The organism is Streptomyces sp. NBC_01481, from assembly GCF_026339995.1.
Taxonomy (GTDB): Bacteria; Actinomycetota; Actinomycetes; order Streptomycetales; family Streptomycetaceae; genus Streptomyces.
Window position 1 is genome coordinate 70978 of sequence record NZ_JAPEPT010000008.1, and the last position, 17489, is coordinate 88466.

Here is a 17489-nt window from a genome sequence, read left to right on the forward strand (position 1 = left end):
CAATAGGTCAGAACCGGCCGACCGGACGGGACCTTGTGAGCCAGTCCACAGTTGGTCACTCGTACAGCCCATGCCCGGCATGGCACACTGGCCCTGTATCAGCAGCAGCGCACTCCGGGGTCGGTGTAATTCCGAACCGGCGGTTATAGTCCGCGACCCGTCCGCATCCAGCGGCCGGTTGACCAGGTGAAATTCCTGGACCGACGGTGAAAGTCCGGATGGGAGGCAGTGCGCGGCGGGCGACCTTTCCGGTACGCCGGCCGTAGTGGCTGATCGCCGCTCTGCGGCGGTCGGTGTGCTCGGCCTCGGCGACTGCCGTGAAATGTTGTTCCGCTCTCTGTCGTCATCGACAGGCCCCGGAGTCCGTGCCCGAAGAGGCAGGAGGACCCGGTGGCCACCGCAGCCGACGTGGACGCCATGCGCCGAGCCATCACGCTCGCCGCCCGCGGACTCGGCTCCACCAGCCCCAACCCGGTCGTCGGGTGCGTCATTCTCGACTCCTCCGGAGAGCCCGCGGGTGCGGGTCACCACCAGCGCGTCGGCGGCCCGCACGCCGAGGTCAACGCCCTGCGGGACGCGGGCGATCGGGCCCGCGGCGGTACCGCGTACGTCACCCTCGAACCCTGCAATCACACCGGCCGCACCGGCCCCTGCGCCCAGGCGCTCATCGAGGCCGGGATCAGCCGGGTCGTCTACGCGGTCGGCGATCCCAACCCGCAGGCCACCGGCGGAGGCGACACCCTGCGCGCCGCCGGAGTCCGGGTCGAGTCCGGCCTGCTCGCCGACGAGGCCGAAGCGGGCAACATCGCCTGGCTCACCTCCGTACGACTCGGCCGCCCCTTCGTCCTGTGGAAGTACGCGGCCACACTCGACGGCCGCATCGCGGCCAAGGACCGCAGCAGCCGCTGGATCACCTCGCCCGAGTCGCGCTCCGACGTCCACCGGCTGCGCGCCGAGGCCGACGCCGTGGTCGTCGGGTCCGGGACCGCCCGCGCCGACGACCCGCATCTCGCGGTGCGCGGCATCGAAGGCGCCGTCCAGCCCCTGCGGGTGGTTCTCGACACCGAGGCCAAAGCGGTCCGGCCCGGCGCCCGTGTCCTCGACGACGCCGCGCCCACGCTGATCGCGGTCGCCGAGGACGCCGAGCCCCAACTGGCCGACGCCGTAGAGGTCGTGAGGCTGCCTCGCGCCGGGCGCGGCCTGTCCGTGGCGGCTCTGCTGGAAGCCCTCCACCAGCGCGGCATCCGCTCCGTACTCCTCGAAGGAGGCCCGACGCTCGCCGGAGCCTTCGTCGCCGCGGGCGCCGTCGACAAGGTCGTCGGCTATCTCGCCCCCGTACTCCTCGGCGCGGGCCCCGCCGCCCTCGCCGACGCAGGAATCTCCACGATCACCGAAGCGTTGCGGCTCGAGCTGACCGAGACCGTACGCATCGGCCCCGATCTGCGCATCACTGCCGTACCCCAAACCGCCCCGAAGGAGCGCTGAGCGTGTTCACCGGAATCGTTGAAGAACTGGGTGAGGTCACCGCCGTCGAGAACCTCGGCGACTCCTCCCGCTTCCGACTGCGCGGCCCCGTCGTCACCGAAGGTGCCAAGCACGGCGACTCCATCGCCGTCAACGGCGTCTGCCTCACCGTCGTCGACTTCGGCGACGGCGAGTTCACCGCCGATGTGATGGCCGAGACGCTCAACCGCTCCAGCCTCGGCGCGCTCCAGGCAGGCTCCAGGGTCAATCTGGAGCGGCCCATGGCCGTCGGTGGCAGGCTCGGAGGGCACATCGTCCAGGGCCATGTCGACGGCACAGGCAGCATCGTCGAGCGGAAGCCCTCCGAGAACTGGGAGATCGTGAAGATCTCCCTTCCCGCCGACCTCACCCGCTATGTCGTCGAGAAGGGCTCCATCACCGTCGACGGCGTCAGCCTCACGGTCGTCGACGCCGGACCCGACTACTTCACCATCAGCCTCATCCCCACCACCCTCGCGCTGACCACGCTCGGCATCAAGCAGCCCGGCGACCCGGTCAACCTCGAGGTCGACGTCATCGCCAAGTACGTCGAGCGGCTGCTCGGCGCGCGGTCGGCGGACGCCGCGGACGCCGAGGAGAGCGCGAAGTGAGTGCCGTCGACTGGCTGAACAGCGAGGCCTTCACGGCCTTCGGCCAGCACATCAAGTGGGCCGACATGATCGGCAACCTGGTCGGCCTGACCGCCCTCGCGCTCGGCTGGCGGCGCTCGATCTGGACCTGGCCCACGCAGTTCGCCTCCGGTCTCATCCTCCTCGTCGCGTTCGCTTCCGCGCATTTCACCGGCAGTGCCGGCAAGCAGGTCGTGGTCATGGTCGTCGCGGCCTGGGGCTGGTCGCAGTGGACCCGCGGCCGGCAACAGGCGCAGGACGGCTCGATCGCCGTCCGCTTCGCCACCTGGCACGAGCGAGGAGTCCTCGCCGCCGCCGCGGCCGTCGGCACGCTCGCCGTCGGCGGCCTGTTCACCCTCTACCCGTCGCTGTCCTGGGACGCCTGGCCCGACGCGTACATCTTCGTCGGCACGCTGGTCGCCATGTACGCCCAGGCCCGCGGCATGGTCGAGTTCTGGTTCGCCTGGCTGCTCGTCGACCTCGTCGGCGTGCCGCTCAACTTCGCCAACGGCTTCGCCTTCTCCGGATTCGTCTACGTCATTTACGGCGCGCTCGTCCTGTGGGGCATGCGCGACTGGTGGCTGCGCTCCCGTACGAGCGCCAAGCCCTCCCTGGAAGGAGCGGCAGCATGACTGCTCAGCCCACCTGGTACTCCACCGACAACGTCGAGGACTTCGCCCTCGACCCGGTCGAGCACGCCATCCGAGACATCGCGGCGGGACGGCCCGTCGTGGTCGTCGACGACGAGGACCGCGAGAACGAGGGCGACCTCGTCATCGCCGCCGAGAAGGCCACACCCGAGATCGTCGCCTTCATGATGAGCGAGTGCCGCGGCCTGATCTGCGCCCCCATGGAGGGCGAGGAGCTGGAGCGGCTCGACCTGCCGCAGATGGTCGAGCACAACACCGAGTCGATGCGGACGGCCTTCACCGTCTCCGTCGACGCGGGCCCGGCCTTCGGCGTCACCACCGGTATCTCCGCCGCCGACCGCGCCACCACCCTCCAGCTGCTGGCCGGCGGCAAGGCCGAGGCCTCCGACTTCGTACGCCCCGGGCATGTCTTCCCGCTGCGCGCCAAGCCCGGCGGGGTCCTGGCGCGCAACGGCCACACCGAGGCCGCCGTCGACCTCGCCCGGCTCGCGGGCCTGCGCCCGGCCGGTGCGATCGTGGAGATCGCGGGCGAGGACGGGGTCATGCTGCGGCTGCCCGAGCTGATTCCGTTCGCCCGCAAGCACGGCCTGACGATCATCTCCATCGAGGACCTGATCGCCTACCGCCGCTCCTCCGAGCCGACCGTCAAGCGGGAGGCCGAGGTCAATCTGCCCACGTCCTTCGGGCAGTTCACCGCATACGGCTACCGCTCCACCGTCGACGGCATAGAGCATGTCGCCCTCGTACACGGCGAGATCGGCGACGGCGAGGACGTCCTCGTCCGCGTCCACTCCGAGTGCCTGACCGGCGACATCTTCCACTCGCTGCGCTGCGACTGCGGCCCCCAGCTCCAGGCCTCCATGGAGCACATCACCAAGACCGGCCGCGGTGTCGTCGTCTATCTGCGCGGTCACGAGGGCCGCGGCATCGGCCTGCTGTCCAAGCTGCGCGCGTACGAACTCCAGGAACGCGGCCGCGACACCCTCGACGCCAATCTCGAACTCGGCCTGCCCGCCGACGCCCGCGACTACGCGGCGGGCGCCCAGATCCTCGAGGACCTCGGCGTACGCAGCCTCCGGCTGATGACCAACAACCCCGACAAGATCACCGCGCTCGTCCGGCACGGACTCACGGTCCACGGCCGCGAGCCGATGCCCGTCCAGGCGGGCGAGCACAACCTCCGGTATCTGCGCACCAAGCGGGACCGGATGGGACACGACCTGCCCTGGCTCGACGCCTCCACCGCGTCCGCCTGCGGCAACCAGTAACCAGCGCGAGAAGCACGACAGAAAGCGTCAAGGGAGAAAAATGAGCGGCAAGGGTGCACCCGAACTGTCCGTACGCAACTGCGGCGACCTCCGGGTGGCGGTGATCGCGGCCCAGTGGCACGAGAAGGTCATGGACGGCCTCGTCGACGGCGCGCTGCGCGCCCTGCACGAGGTGGGTATCGACGAGCCGACGCTGCTGCGTGTCCCCGGCAGCTTCGAGCTCCCGGTGGTCGCCAAGGTGCTGGCCGGCCGCGGCTACGACGCGATCGTCGCGCTCGGTGTCGTCATCCGCGGCGGCACCCCGCACTTCGAGTACGTGTGCCAGGGCGTCACCCAGGGCCTCACCCAGGTCTCCATCGACACCGGCGTCCCCGTCGGCTTCGGTGTGCTGACGTGCGACACCGAGGAGCAGGCGCTGGACCGAGCCGGTCTTGAGGGATCGAACGAGGACAAGGGCCACGAGGCGGTCACCGCCGCACTCTCCACCGCGGCCATCCTGCGTTCAGTATCTGAACCCTGGCGCTGAGGAGAAGGCCCTTCGTCGTAGGGTGGTGACCATCATGGCGAACAAAACCTTCGAAGAGCTCTTCGCCGAGCTGCAGCTCAAGGCGAAGAACGGCGACCCTGCCACCTCACGCACCGCCGAGCTGGTGGACAAGGGTGTGCATGCCATCGGCAAGAAGGTCGTCGAGGAGGCCGCCGAGGTGTGGATGGCCGCCGAGTACGAGGGCAAGGAAGCCGCCGCCGAGGAGATCTCCCAGCTGCTGTACCACGTCCAGGTGATGATGGTCGCCCGCGGGATCTCCCTCGACGACGTCTACGCCCACCTCTGAGCACCGCCCCCGTCACATACGCACGAACAAAGGAAGCCCGTCTCATGCTGCGCATCGCCGTCCCCAACAAGGGTTCACTGTCCGGACCTGCGTCGGCGATGCTCCATGAGGCCGGCTACCAGCAGCGCAAGGAGTCCAAGGAGCTCGTTCTCGTCGACCCCGAGAACGACGTCGAGTTCTTCTATCTGCGCCCGCGCGACATCGCTATCTACGTCAGCTCCGGCAAGCTCGACATCGGCATCACCGGCCGCGATCTGCTGCTGGACTCCGGGGCCAACTCCGAGGAGATCCTCCAGCTCGGCTTCGCCCGCTCCACCTTCCGCTACGCCACCAAGCCCGGCACGGCCAAGGACGTCGGCGACTTCGGCGGGATGACCATCGCCACCTCCTACGAGGGCATCGTCGCCAAGCACCTGGCCGATGAGGGCATCGACGCCTCCGTCGTCCACCTCGACGGGGCTGTCGAGACGGCGATCCAGCTCGGCGTCGCGCAGATCATCGCGGACGTCGTGGAGACCGGCACCAGCCTGCGCAACGCGGGGCTGGAGGTCATCGGCCAGCCGATCATGACGTCCGAGGCGGTCGTCATCCGCCGCACGGGCGCGGAGGCGGACGACCCCAAGGTGCAGCAGTTCCTGCGCCGTCTCCAGGGCGTCCTGGTCGCCCGCAGCTACGTGATGATGGACTACGACTGCCGCGCCGAGCACTTGGAGCAGGCCGTCGCCCTCACCCCGGGCCTCGAGTCCCCGACCATCTCGCCGCTGCACAACGAAGGCTGGGTCGCGGTCCGTGCCATGGTCCCCGCCAAGGAGGCGCAGCGGATCATGGACGATCTGTACGAGCTCGGCGCGCGGGCGATCCTCACCACGGCCATCCACGCCTGCAGGCTCTGAGAAATGCCGGAGACCATGTCCGCCGACGCGCCCCAAGTCCCCGCGCTTCCGGTCACGTTCAGGCCGACCCGCACCCGGGTCGTCCTGCTGACCGTGGGCGCGTTGATGTTCGCCGTGATCACCGCGGTCGCCCTGCTGCTCGAAAAGCTCAGCGCGGGGGAGCGGAGCAGCTTCATCTTCACCGCGCTGCTCTTCTTCGGCGTACTGGCCCTGCTGAGCAGGCCCAAGGTCGTCGCCGACGAGAGCGGCGTCACCGTCGTCAACCTCACCCGTACGCGCCGTCTCGAGTGGGCCGAGATTGTGCGGGTGAATCTGCGGCCCGGTGACCCGTGGGTCTTCCTCGACCTCAGCGACGGCACCAGCCTGCCGGTGCTCGGCATCCAGCCCGGCATCGCCAGGGCACACGCCATCCGTGACGCCCGCGCGCTGCGGGCCCTCGCGGAGAGCCGCGGCACCCGCCCGGACAAGGACTGAGACGAGGACCACGGCGAGCCGTGCGGCGATGCCCCTGCCGCGTCCGCGCCTGTCGTGATTACTCTGATGACGGTGGCGCCGAGTGCGCCCCCTCCCGCACCACCCGGCCGGCCCCGGCCCGCGGGACACCTGCGACCCGAGGAGTGACTCCCTCCAGCAATGGACGGATCGTCCGGTAGTACCTGCGCCGCCCCCTCCCTGGAGGCGGCGGCATGATCATCGCCCTGTTGCTGCTTGCCGCGGCATTCCTCCTGATCCTCGCCAACGGCTTCTTCGTGGCGGCCGAATTCGGCCTCGTCACGGTGGAGCGGCCCGACGCCGAACGCGCGGCCGCCGACGGCGACCGCCGTGCCCGCCGCGTCGTCACGGCGCTGAGTGAGCTGTCCTTCCAGCTCTCCGGCACCCAGCTCGGCATCACCATCACCTCGCTCGTCGTCGGCATGCTCGCCGAACCCGCGACGGCCCGGCTGCTCCAGTGGCCGCTGACCGCGACCGGGCTGCCCGAAGGGGCCGTCCCCGGCATCGCGGTGGTGATCGGGATGCTGCTCGCCTCCGCCGTCCAGATGGTGATCGGAGAGCTCGTCCCCAAGAACTGGGCTGTCTCCCGGCCGCTGCAGGTCGCGCGCTTCGTCGCCGGACCGCAGCATCTCTTCTCGACCGCCTTCCGCCCCGTCATCACCCTGCTCAACACCGTCGCCAACCGTCTCGTACGGCTGCTGGGCGTCGAACCGGCCGACGAGCTGGCGTCCGCCCGCACCCCCGGCGAGCTGGTCTCGCTCGCGCGCCACTCGGCGCGGGCGGGCGCGCTGGAGCAGGACACGGCCGATCTGTTCGTACGGACCCTGTCCCTGGGGCATCTCACCGCCCAGCATGTGATGACCCCGCGGGTGAAGATGAGCGCCCTGCAGTCCGACGCCACCGCGGAGGACGTCCTCAACCTCACCCGGGCGACCGGCCTTTCGCGCTTTCCCGTCTACCGGGAGCGCATCGACGAGATCGTCGGCATGGTGCATCTCAAGGACGCCCTCGCGGTGCCCGTCGACGAGCGGCTGCGCACCCGGGTGGACCGGGTGGCGCTCGCTCCGCTGCTGGTGCCCGAGACGCTGCCCGTGCAGCAGCTCCTGGAGCGGCTGCGCAGCGAGCAGCCCATAGCCGTGGTGGTCGACGAGTACGGCGGCACCGCCGGGGTGGTCACCCTTGAGGACATCATCGAGGAGCTTGTCGGCGAGGTCCGCGACGAGCACGACGCCGAGGCCGACGCCCGGCCCGAACTCGCTCCGGTGGCGGCCGAGGACGGCCATCCCGCCTGGGAGGCCGACGGCAGCTGCCGCGTCCTCACCCTGCGCCGGATAGGCCTCGATGTGCCTGACGGTCCGTACGAGACCGTGGCCGGCCTCGTCGCCGATCTGCTGGGGCGCATCCCCGCCCCCGGCGACCGGGCAGAACTGCCCGGCTGGCGGCTCTCCGTGCGCCAGGTGGACCGCTATCGCGCCGAGCGGGTACGTCTGGTGCGCACCACCGACGTTCCGGCCCTGACGGAGGCCGCGCGATGAGCCTCCTGCAACTGCTGTTCGCGCTGCTGCTGGTGCTGGCGAACGGGTTCTTCGTCGGAGCCGAGTTCGCCCTCGTCTCCGTACGCCGCAGCCAGATCGAGCCGCGTGCCGCCGAGGGCTCGTCGCGGGCCCGGCAGGTGCTGCACGGACTGGAGAACCTGCCGCAGATGATGGCGGCCGCACAGTTCGGCATCACCATCTGCTCGCTGACCCTCGGCGCGGTGGCCGAGCCGACCGTGGCCCATCTGCTGGAACCGGTCTTCCACGCGGCCCATGTGCCCGAGGGGCTGATCCATCCGCTGGGCTATGTCATCGCCCTGGCCGTGGTCGTCTTCCTGCATCTCGTCATCGGCGAGATGGTCCCGAAGAACCTCGCGATGGCCGCGCCCGAGAAGACCGCGATCTGGCTCGGCCCGGGCCTGGTCGGCTTCGCCCGGCTCTGCCGCCCGGTCACGGTGGGCCTCGGCGCCTGTGCCCGGCTGGTGCTGCGGGCCTTCCGGGTCGAGCCCAAGGACGAGGTGGAGGCGGTCTTCACCAGCGAGCAGCTCAACCGGCTGGTCGAGGACTCGGGCCAGGCGGGGCTGCTCGAGCCCGCCGAGCAGGAACGTCTTGAGGACGCGCTGGAGCTGGGCAGCCGACCGGTGACGGATGTGCTCATCGACCGCTCCATCCTGGTGACGGTCCCGCCGTCGGTGACCCCCCGCCAGATCGAGGAGCTGACGGTACGCACCGGCTACTCCCGCTTCCCCGTCTGCGCCGAGGGCGCCGGACCCTTCATGGGCTACCTCCACGTCAAGGACGTACTCGACCTGGAGGACGGCGAGCGGGCCGTGCCCCAGCAGATCTGGCGCCCCATGGCGACCCTGCGGGCCGAGCTCCCCCTGGACGACGCCCTCACCGTGATGCGCCGCGCGGCCACCCACCTCGCCCAGGTCGCCGACGCGTCCGGGCGGGTGCTGGGTCTGGTCGCGCTGGAGGACGTCCTGGAGATGCTGGTCGGCGAGGTCCGTGACCCGTCCCACCGGGTCACGGTGCCCAGGAAGCTTTCTCGTAGCCGTCCCTGGACGGCGCCCTGGTCAGGTCGCAAGGTCGTGCAGGTCGTGTTCGTGCCCGGCCTGCCCGCTTCCCTCGGGCGGGCGACGCTGACGCCGCTGAAGACACTCCCTGGGGACCCGCTCACGCAGGTGGAGGATCCTGCGGGCCGCGGTCCACCGGACCGCGGCCCGACAGGACCTCGCCGTACGCCTGCATCAGATCGGGCAGCCGCAGCGTCGAGAGGTCCTCGCGGGTCGGCGTGCCCGGATATCCGGACAGCCGAAGATCGCGGTAGGCACAGCTCTTCTCGTACAGGGTGCGCAGAAAGCGGCCGTTGCCGAGCTCGTCGATCCAGCCCTGGTCGACCACATGCCCGCTGATGGAGCGCAGTTCGTCGCGGGCCTCGTCGTCCCACAGATCGCCGTTCTCGGCGGCCAGCACCTCACCGATCGCCGTCAGTTCGAGAGGGCGGTACGAGGGGAAGTCGACGCGGGTGGTGAAGCGGGAGGAAAGACCGGGGTTGGCGGCGAGGAGGCGGTCCATTCCCTCGGGGTAGCCGGCCAGGATGACCACCAGATGGTCGCGGTTGTCCTCGGCGCGCTTGAGGAGGACCTGAAGGGCCTCGTCGCCGTATGCGTCGCCCTTGGAGTAGCCGGAGTTGGAGAGGCTGTACGCCTCGTCCACGAACAGCACGCCGCCGAGCGCCGAGTCGATCAGCTCATTGGCCTTCACCGCTGTCTGGCCCAGGAACTCGCCCACCAGATCGGAGCGCTGGGCCTCCACCAGATGATCGCCGCCGAGCAGCCCGAGGGCGTAGAAGACCCGGCCGAGGATACGCGCGACGGTGGTCTTGCCGGTGCCGGAGGGGCCCGAGAAGACGAAATGACGCTTCGGAGGCTGGACCGGAAGGCCCTGGCCGGCCCGCAGCCGGGCCATCTTCAGCTGTGCCGACAAGGCCTTGACCTGCCGCTTGACCGGCTCGAGGCCCACCATCCGCTCCAGCTCGGCGAGCGCCTCGGCGAGCAGTACCGGATCGGTGGGGCCCGCCGGGAACGTCGGCGGCGACGGTTGTACGGGAACCACCGCCTTGCGCCGCACCCCCTCGGGCGGGACGCTCGGCACCGACCCCGGGAGCTGGGTCTGCGGATCGGGGCCGCTCCGCGCCTCCGCCGCCAGCGGTCCGTCCCCGTCGGCCTGCGCGTCGGCGACATCCTGCCCGACCCCGGCGATGGACACGGCCGCGAGCCCCGCCGAGTCGTCGTATCCGTCGATGCCGTCGTACTCCGCGATCGCGGCGAGGCGCGCCGAGGTGTCCATGAAGGCCGGGTCGATCCGGTGCACCGCCCGGTACAGCGGCAGGGCGGCGGCACTGCGGCCGGTGCCCTCGTGCGCCCGCGCCAGCCAGTACCGCAGTTCCTTGCGCTGTGGCTGCTCGCTGCGACAGCGCATCAGGGCGGAGGAGAGCAGCGGCTCCGCCTGCCCGTACATCTCCAGGCGCACGCGGGCCATACCGCCGAAGAGGCCGGCCTCGATGCCCAGCAGCGGATCGCTGACCAGCGGCTCGGTGTGGCGTACGAGCTGCTCCCAGTCCTTGACCAGATAGGCCCGGCAGGCGTGCAGAAAACGCACCTGCGGGTCGGCGTCCACCGGAGGCAGCCCGGCGAGCGCCCGGTCCAGCTCCGGCACATGCCGGCCGTCGAGCCAGTGGGAGGCGTGGGCGAGTAGGAGATCGCGCGGGCTCTCGAGGACCGGCTGGACCCACCAGCCCAGCCAGTACCAGGAGTTGAGGGTGCGGCGGTGGCGGGCGCGCTGCTCGCCGAAGCGTTCGCGTGCGCGGTACATGCGCAGCAGCGCGGTGGTCGTGTCGACGCGCAGCGCGTGCAGTCCGAGCCAGCCGTCGGCCATCGCGGGATCGAGCCTCACGGCGGTACGGAACTCCTCCTCCGCCTGCGGATAGGCGCCCATCGTGTAGGCGTCCACGCCGCGCACCCAGGCGAGGTCGGCGGGGGCCGGTGCGCCCTGCGTGCCGATGTCCATCAGGTCCCCCACAAACGTGCACGTGTGCTGAGCCGACGCACTGAACCGCCTTGCCGTGGACGGGAATTGACCCCACCGACGTGCATCGTACCTGCGCAAAGGGGTCGCCACTAAGGGCGCACAAGGGAACCGGTGGCCGTGACCCTGGGTAAGCGGACTCGGGTCGCCATGCCGGTGAAGTGGGGAGAGGGCAGAACGAAGCCCCCGATCACGGGGGAACAACCGGGGGCTTCGCGTCTGCGGCGGCTCCGGAAAGCCGCACATTGAGAACGTAAGACCTGTACGCCCCGTCGGTCAAGAAGGGTTGGAGCCCTCTTCCAGTCTCATTTCCGACTGCTCAGTATGCGGGGGAATGTCAGTCACCCTGTGTAATGAACCGGTTCGGTCGTGCTGTCGCTGCAGGTCCCGGCAGCCACTCGTATCCCTCGTGGCACTCCCGTATCAGGGCATCCGCGAACGGACGAGACGGGTCCGCCGCGAAATGGCGTGTCTCCGCCACCGTCCAGTCGTCCCAGAAGGCGGAGAGTTCGCTTCCGTCGCGTTGACGGCCCCGCCGCCAGGACTCTTCGGCATCCCTCTCCATCCACAGCAGCCCCGCCAGATACGGGCGCAACACCCGTCTCCCGGCACCGACCCCCTCGATCAGCACGACGGGAGCCGCTGCCAGCGGACGTGGGGACCCGAAGCGGCGCAGATTCCAGTCGTACGGGCGAAAGTGTGCGGTTCTGCCGTTCGAGAGTGGTTCGATCACCTCGGCCAGCATCCGGTGCGTCCAGCTGAAGAGCTCTTCATGGCTGGCCAGATCGTCGAGATGCAGCACCGGCACGCCGTCGCCATCGATGTTGCCGCTGACGGCCGCGGCGAGCCGGGCGGCGAAGGTGCTCTTCCCCGAGCCCGCGTGGCCGTCGACCGCGATCAGCCGCACCGGTCCGCAGGAGGGCGGCAGCGCGCGCAGCGCACGGGCCCGCCGATCGAGGTCGCTCATCCGGCCAGCCTACGAGGCGCGCGACCCGCCCCGGCTCGGCCAGATGGATCAGATCCGGGGAAGGGCGAGGCCGAGTCGGCTCCACCCATATCGAGTGGAGCCGACTCGGCCCCGGGCGCTGGCAGAAGGCCACCGTGACCCGCGATAGTTGCCTCACTGTCGCGCACCTGACTTGGGGGTCCCATGTCCAGACATGCTTCGCGCAGAACCGTGCTGAGCGCCGCGATCGCCGCGGCGGCGGGCGCACCCTTATCGTCCGTCGCCGTCGCCGCCGCCGCGCCTGCCGCCCCCGCCTCGAAGCCGACGGGACTCGGCAAGCCGCTGCCGCCGGTGGACAACCACTTCTGGACCTCGTACACCGACTGGCGCAGTGGCGCCGCCAATGGAACTCAAGCCGTCGCGGGCCCCCGCCCCGGCCTGGTCATCGGCGCCGCCGCGGGCCGCCGCGTCTACATCGACCCGCACACCGGGAAGAGCGCCACCTGGGAGTACGCCACCTGGACCTCGCCCGTCCACGTCTCCCCGGTGCCCGCGACCGAGGTCATCGCCTCCTGGAACGCACATACCCCGGCCGGGACCTGGCTCCAGGTCGAGTTGCGTGGCCGCTACTCCGACGGCACCGCGACGCCCTGGTTCGTGATGGGCCGCTGGGCGGCGGGTGACGCTGACATCAGGCGTACCTCGCTGGACGACCAGACGGACGGCAAGGCCACCATCTGGACCGACACCTTCTCGATCGACGATGCGGCGAGCGGTCTGCGACTGAACTCGTACCAGCTGCGCCTCACGCTCTACCGCAAGCCGGGAACGAGCCTCACGCCCACAGTCTGGCGGCTCGGCGCGATGGCCTCGGACATCCCGGACCGCTTCACGGTGCCGGCGTCGGCGCCGGGGCTCACGCGCGAGCTGGGGGTGCCGCGCTACTCGCAGAACACGCACATCGGCCAGTACCCGGAGTACGACAACGGCGGTGAGGCCTGGTGCAGCCCCACCTCCTCGCAGATGATCATCGAGTACTGGGGGCGCAGGCCCGGCGCCGCCGACCTGGCCTGGGTGAATCCCGCCTTCGCCGACCCCCAGGTCTGCCACGCGGCCCGCTTCACCTTCGACTACCAGTACAGCGGCTGCGGGAACTGGCCCTTCAACGCTGCCTACGCGGCGAGCTACCCGGACATGAGCGCCGTCGTCACCCGGCTGTCCTCGCTCACCGACCTGGAGACACTGATCCGGGTCGGGATCCCGGCCATAACGTCCCAGTCCTTCCTGAAGGAGGAGCTGACCGGCGCGGGCTACGGCACATCCGGCCATCTGATGACCGTGATCGGCTTCACCGCCGGGGGCGATGTGATCGCCAACGACCCCGCCTCGCCCAGCAACGCCGCCGTGCGCCGCGTCTACAAGCGCGCCGAGTGGGAGAAGATCTGGCTCCGTACCAAGCGCTACAACGCGAGCGGCAAGGTGGTCTCGGGTACAGGCGGCGTCTGCTACCTGTACTGGCCCGCGCGCCCGACGGCCGCGCAGCGTCTGGCTCTGGCGGGCTTCGGCATCCGCTGACAGGACGAGCGGATGCTGGGGGACTCCCGCGCCCCGGCGCGTAAGGGGAGCGCGTGCACAGGTCTGCCATACTGCGGAGATCCTGTGGCAGTTGGAGACTAGGGCTCAATTTGAATAATAGTCAACAGCGCGGCGCGACCGAACGATCGCAGGTGCGCCGCGGTGAACTCATCGCAACCGGGCGGAAGTTGTTCGCCGACACTTCCTATGACGCGCTGTCGATGGATGACATCGCCAAACACGCCGGGGTCGCCAAGGGCCTGATCTACTACTACTTCAAGAGCAAACGCGGCTACTACCTGGCCATCATCGAGGACTCGGTGGCCGACCTCGTCTCGCGCGCTGCGGGCGAGACCGAGTTGCCGCGCGCCGAGCGCGTGTACCGCACGGTCGACGGCTATCTGCGCTACGCGCACCATCACCAGGCGGCGTTCCGCACCATCGTCACCGGCGGAGTCGGCTTCGACACCCAGGTGCAGTCGATACGTGACGCGGTGCGCGAGGAGCTGATCGCGACCATCGCCGAGGGCGCGTACGGCAGGCGCGACATCCCCGTGCTCGCCCGCCTCGCACTGCTGGGCTGGCTCAGCAGCGTGGAGGGCATCACCCTGGACTGGCTGGGCCGCCGGGAGCTCCCGCGGGAGACCGTGTGCGCGCTGCTGATGCGGAGTCTGCGCGGCACGCTCCATACGATCGCCGAGTTCGAGCCGGAGTGCCCGGAACCGCCCAGGGAGCCCTGGCCCGCCGCGCTCACCGGCACCGGTTCCGTCCCCACACCGGTAGAGGCGTGAGGCGAGGGCGGGCCGCCGTGCGGGCGGCCCGCCCTCGACTCGTCTCACCCGCGCGTCAGTTGATGGCCTTGATCAGCTCTCCGTTCGAGGTGTCACCGCTGAGCTCCCAGAAGAAGGTGCCGCCCAGGTTCTGCTGGTTCTTGTAGGTCATCTTCCCGGCGATGGTGGAGGGGGTGTCGTAGCTCCACCACTGATTGCCGCAGTGCGCGTACGCGGTCCCGGCGACGGTTCCGTTGGCCGGGCACCTGGACTTCAGCACCTTGTAGTCGTCGATTCCCTGCTCGTACTTGCCCGGCGCGGGCCCGGTCGCCGTGCCACCGGGTGCCTTCTGGGTCACACCGGTCCAGCCGCGTCCGTAGAAGCCGATCCCGAGCAGCAGCTTCGAGGAGGGGATACCGAGGCTCTTGAGCTTCTTGATCGCCGCATCGGTGTTGAAGCCCTGCTGCGGAATGCCGGTGTAGGAGGTGAGCGGGGAGTGCGGGGCCGTGGGGCCCTGTGCCGCCCAGGCGCCGAAGAAGTCGTACGTCATCGGGTTGTACCAGTCGACGTACTGGGCGGCGCCCGCGTAGTTCGCCTTCTCGATCTTGCCGCCGGACGAGGCGTCCGCCGTGATCGCCGCCGTCACCAGGTTGGAGCTGCCGAACTTCGAACGCAGCGCGGACATCAGGTTCTTGAAGGACTCCCGGCCGCTGGTGTCGCAGCTCAGACCACAGGCGTTGGGGTACTCCCAGTCGATGTCGATGCCGTCGAAGACATCCTTCCAGCGGGGGTCCTCGACCAGGTTGTAGCAGGACTGGGCGAAGGCGGCCGGGTTGGCCGCGGCCTGGCCGAAGCCGCCAGACCAGGTCCAGCCGCCGAAGGACCAGAGGATCTTGAGGTTCGGGTGCAGCTTCTTCAGCTTGCGCAGCTGGTTGAAGCTGCCGCGCAGCGGCTGGTCCCAGGTGTCGGCGACGCCGTCGACGCTCTGCGCGGCGGTGTAGGTCTTCTCGTAGTCGGCGAAGGAGTCGCCGACCGTGCACTTGCCGCCGGAGACGTTGCCGAAGGCGTAGTTGATATGGGTCAGCTTGTTCGCCGACCCGGACGTCTGGATGTTCTTGACGTGGTAGTTGCGGTCGTAGACGCCCCATTCGGTGAAGTAACCGATCACCTTGTTCCCGGCCTTCGGGGCGGCGGCTGCCTTGGCGGCGGGGGCCGATTCGCCGGCGGAGGCGAGGTGGGCGCCGGTGAACAGGGTCGCGCCGAGGGCTGCGGTACAGGCGGCGGCTACGAGCGCCCGGAAGCGGGCGCGGGGACGGTGTGATCCGGGCATCAGGTCTCCTCGTGGGGGAGGGAGATCGGGTGGGGGATGTGCGGTCGGCCGTCGGGCTTCTTTGGCATGAACGCGGTCATGCGCTGGGGGGAAACGGTAGAAGGACTAGACCATTTGGTCAATGGTTCGGACCAATCTCGCCGGCGGTGGCCGGGATGCGGAGCTGGGAATGCCGCCCCGTGACGGAACTGAGCTGATCAGGCATACTCGACGCGCCAACAGCCGCCGTCAGCCACTTCCGTGATCCGGAAGGGCAGCATCGGCCTGGCAGGAAGACCGGCGGCGCGCCCACACCCTTCGCGCGCGACGCCGCAGCGCCCGACAGGGAGGAGAGCGCCGCAATGCCCGACCGCGCCCCGCAGCCGGTGGAACGTCAGCTGCCCACCGAGGAGTCCAGGGATCTGATCACCCTGGTACGCGACATCGTCCAGCGGGAGATCGCCCCCAGGGCGGCCGAGGAGGAGGACGCCGGGCACTTCCCGCGCGAGGTCTTCTCGCTCCTTTCCGAGTCCGGGCTGCTCGGCCTCCCGTACGACTCCGAGTACGGCGGCGGAGACCAGCCGTACGAGGTCTACCTGCAGGTTCTCGAAGAGCTCGCCGCCGCCCGCCTCACCGTCGGCCTCGGCGTCAGCGTCCACTCCCTGTCCTGTCACGCGCTGGCCGGCTACGGCACCAAGGAGCAGCAGGGCGAGCATCTGCCCGCCATGCTCGGCGGTGGCCTGCTCGGCGCGTACTGCCTGTCCGAGCCCGCCGCGGGATCGGACGCCGCCTCGTTGCGTACCAAGGCGGTGCGCGACGGCGACAGCTGGGTGATCACCGGTACCAAGTCCTGGATCACACACGGCGGCATCGCCGACTTCTACACGGTCATGGCCCGCAGCGGCGGCGAGGGTGCCCGCGGCATCACGGCCTACCTCGTCCCCGGGGACACCCCCGGCCTGAACGCCGCCGCGCCCGAGAAGAAGATGGGCATGAAGGGCTCGCCCACCGCCCAGCTGAACTTCGACGGCGTACGCGTCCCCGACTCCCGTCGGATCGGCGAGGAGGGCCAGGGCTTCGCGATCGCGCTCTCCGCCCTCGACTCCGGCCGGCTCGGCATCGCGGCCTGCGCCATCGGGGTGGCCCAGGCGGCCCTGGACGAGGCGGTCTCGTACGCGACCGGGCGGCAGCAGTTCGGCCGTCCGATCGCCGACTTCCAGGGGCTGCGCTTCATGCTCGCCGACATGGCGACCCGGATCGAGGCGGGCCGCGCGCTCTATCTCGCCGCCGCGCGGCTGCGCGACGCGGGACGGCCGTTCTCCCGGCAGGCGGCGATGGCGAAGCTGTTCTGCACCGACACGGCGATGAGCGTCACGACCGACGCGGTCCAGGTACTCGGCGGCTACGGCTACACGCTGGACTTCCCGGTCGAGCGCTATATGCGCGAGGCGAAGGTGCTGCAGATCGTCGAGGGCACCAATCAGATCCAGCGCATGGTCATCGCCCGTCACCTGGCCGGCCCCGAGACGCGCTAATTCGCAGGGCCTGTCCGGCCTGGTCGGCTGGGCAGGCCCTTGTCGCCCGGGTTCGTGGGCGCCGTGGGCCAGGGCGGGCTGATCGTTGCCGTCCGGTAGGTGGTCTCGGAGGCTCGCACCCGAGTCGCCCGCGCCGACGCGAAAGCCGGCGGCGCCGCGAGCCTGCTCCACTCAGGGTCGCGGCGCCCCGGCAAGGTTCTTCCTCTGCTCGCCCAGAGCTGGAGCAGCTCCCGGTAGATCGGCGGATCGGCCGGGTGCGGAACCGATTCTTCGGGTGCCGGTGTCGCCAGTCGGCGCCGGTCGTGGGCGGGCTTCGAGTACAGCAGGGTCATGCCTGGCCAACGCCCCCGGTCCGGGACGGGTTACCACCCCGGCAAATCGGCCCCCTGTTCGCGGGGGCACCCCGTGGGCACCCGCATCTGGTCTTCGGCAGGGTTTCTGACGTACCGTCAATTCCCTGC

The 17489-nt window shown here is 70.0% G+C and carries 16 protein-coding genes, 1 pseudogene and 1 riboswitch; of the genes and pseudogenes, 13 read left to right on the forward strand and 4 right to left on the reverse strand.

Annotation, left to right across the window (positions count from 1 at the left end):
- Window positions 1–105 precede the first annotated feature (105 nt).
- A riboswitch (FMN riboswitch) is annotated at window positions 106–236 on the forward strand.
- A 154-nt stretch (window positions 237–390) separates the two neighbouring features.
- From ribD to OOK40_RS34215, 10 genes and pseudogenes are all read left to right on the forward strand, one after another.
- Window positions 391–1485 carry a bifunctional diaminohydroxyphosphoribosylaminopyrimidine deaminase/5-amino-6-(5-phosphoribosylamino)uracil reductase RibD gene (ribD, locus tag OOK40_RS34170; protein ID WP_266489454.1) on the forward strand — a complete coding sequence of 365 codons (1095 nt, stop codon included), beginning with the start codon at window positions 391–393 and terminating at the stop codon, window positions 1483–1485.
- Window positions 1486–1487: 2 nt separating this feature from the next.
- Window positions 1488–2114 (forward strand): riboflavin synthase, encoded by a 627-nt coding sequence (locus OOK40_RS34175; RefSeq protein ID WP_266489456.1) that lies wholly within the window; start codon window positions 1488–1490, stop codon window positions 2112–2114.
- The gene (locus OOK40_RS34180) at window positions 2111–2764 is read left to right on the forward strand and encodes a nicotinamide mononucleotide transporter family protein (RefSeq protein ID WP_266489459.1); all 654 of its coding nucleotides are present in this window, start codon (window positions 2111–2113) and stop codon (window positions 2762–2764) included. Before OOK40_RS34175 ends, OOK40_RS34180 begins: the two co-directional genes overlap by 4 nt.
- Entirely contained in the window at window positions 2761–4050 is a 1290-nt protein-coding gene (locus OOK40_RS34185; RefSeq protein ID WP_266489461.1) for a bifunctional 3,4-dihydroxy-2-butanone-4-phosphate synthase/GTP cyclohydrolase II, read from the forward strand. Before OOK40_RS34180 ends, OOK40_RS34185 begins: the two co-directional genes overlap by 4 nt.
- 40 nt (window positions 4051–4090) lie before the next feature.
- Window positions 4091–4576, forward strand: coding sequence for a 6,7-dimethyl-8-ribityllumazine synthase (ribH, locus tag OOK40_RS34190; protein ID WP_266489463.1), 486 nt, complete (start codon window positions 4091–4093; stop codon window positions 4574–4576).
- Window positions 4577–4610: 34 nt separating this feature from the next.
- Window positions 4611–4883, forward strand: coding sequence for a phosphoribosyl-ATP diphosphatase (locus OOK40_RS34195; RefSeq protein WP_142215995.1), 273 nt, complete (start codon window positions 4611–4613; stop codon window positions 4881–4883).
- A gap of 44 nt (window positions 4884–4927) precedes the next feature.
- Window positions 4928–5776, forward strand: coding sequence for an ATP phosphoribosyltransferase (gene hisG, locus OOK40_RS34200; protein WP_266489467.1), 849 nt, complete (start codon window positions 4928–4930; stop codon window positions 5774–5776).
- Between the two features lie 15 nt (window positions 5777–5791).
- Window positions 5792–6250 carry a PH domain-containing protein gene (locus tag OOK40_RS34205; protein ID WP_266489559.1) on the forward strand — a complete coding sequence of 153 codons (459 nt, stop codon included), beginning with the start codon at window positions 5792–5794 and terminating at the stop codon, window positions 6248–6250.
- A gap of 212 nt (window positions 6251–6462) precedes the next feature.
- Window positions 6463–7803 (forward strand): hemolysin family protein, encoded by a 1341-nt coding sequence (locus OOK40_RS34210; protein WP_266489469.1) that lies wholly within the window; start codon window positions 6463–6465, stop codon window positions 7801–7803.
- Window positions 7800–8846, forward strand: a pseudogene (locus OOK40_RS34215) (hemolysin family protein); the annotation flags it as partial. The gene OOK40_RS34210 and the pseudogene OOK40_RS34215, both read left to right, overlap by 4 nt.
- Window positions 8847–8979: 133 nt before the next feature.
- Here OOK40_RS34215 and OOK40_RS34220 read toward each other — a convergent pair.
- Both OOK40_RS34220 and OOK40_RS34225 read right to left on the reverse strand, forming a co-directional pair.
- Window positions 8980–10875, reverse strand: coding sequence for an AAA family ATPase (locus tag OOK40_RS34220; RefSeq protein WP_266489472.1), 1896 nt, complete (start codon window positions 10873–10875; stop codon window positions 8980–8982).
- Between the two features lie 355 nt (window positions 10876–11230).
- Window positions 11231–11860 carry a uridine kinase gene (locus tag OOK40_RS34225; RefSeq protein WP_266489475.1) on the reverse strand — a complete coding sequence of 210 codons (630 nt, stop codon included), beginning with the start codon at window positions 11858–11860 and terminating at the stop codon, window positions 11231–11233.
- A gap of 183 nt (window positions 11861–12043) precedes the next feature.
- Between OOK40_RS34225 and OOK40_RS34230 the strand changes: the two genes are divergently transcribed.
- The gene (locus tag OOK40_RS34230) at window positions 12044–13414 is read left to right on the forward strand and encodes a peptidase C39 family protein (protein ID WP_266489481.1); all 1371 of its coding nucleotides are present in this window, start codon (window positions 12044–12046) and stop codon (window positions 13412–13414) included.
- 110 nt (window positions 13415–13524) lie between these two features.
- Window positions 13525–14205 carry a TetR/AcrR family transcriptional regulator gene (locus tag OOK40_RS34235; RefSeq protein ID WP_266489484.1) on the forward strand — a complete coding sequence of 227 codons (681 nt, stop codon included), beginning with the start codon at window positions 13525–13527 and terminating at the stop codon, window positions 14203–14205.
- A 55-nt stretch (window positions 14206–14260) separates the two neighbouring features.
- On the opposite strand, the gene OOK40_RS34240 is transcribed toward OOK40_RS34235, so the two are convergent.
- Complete coding sequence (locus OOK40_RS34240; RefSeq protein WP_266489486.1) at window positions 14261–15514, reverse strand: glycoside hydrolase family 18 protein; 1254 nt, start codon at window positions 15512–15514, stop codon at window positions 14261–14263.
- 341 nt (window positions 15515–15855) lie between these two features.
- On the opposite strand from OOK40_RS34240, the gene OOK40_RS34245 reads away from it, so the two are divergent.
- The gene (locus OOK40_RS34245; RefSeq protein WP_266489488.1) at window positions 15856–17028 is read left to right on the forward strand and encodes an acyl-CoA dehydrogenase family protein; all 1173 of its coding nucleotides are present in this window, start codon (window positions 15856–15858) and stop codon (window positions 17026–17028) included.
- Here the strand turns inward: OOK40_RS34245 and OOK40_RS34250 are convergent.
- Window positions 17025–17360 carry a hypothetical protein gene (locus OOK40_RS34250; RefSeq protein WP_266489490.1) on the reverse strand — a complete coding sequence of 112 codons (336 nt, stop codon included), beginning with the start codon at window positions 17358–17360 and terminating at the stop codon, window positions 17025–17027. The two genes, OOK40_RS34245 and OOK40_RS34250, sit on opposite strands and share 4 nt — an antisense overlap.
- Between the last annotated feature and the right edge of the window lie 129 nt (window positions 17361–17489).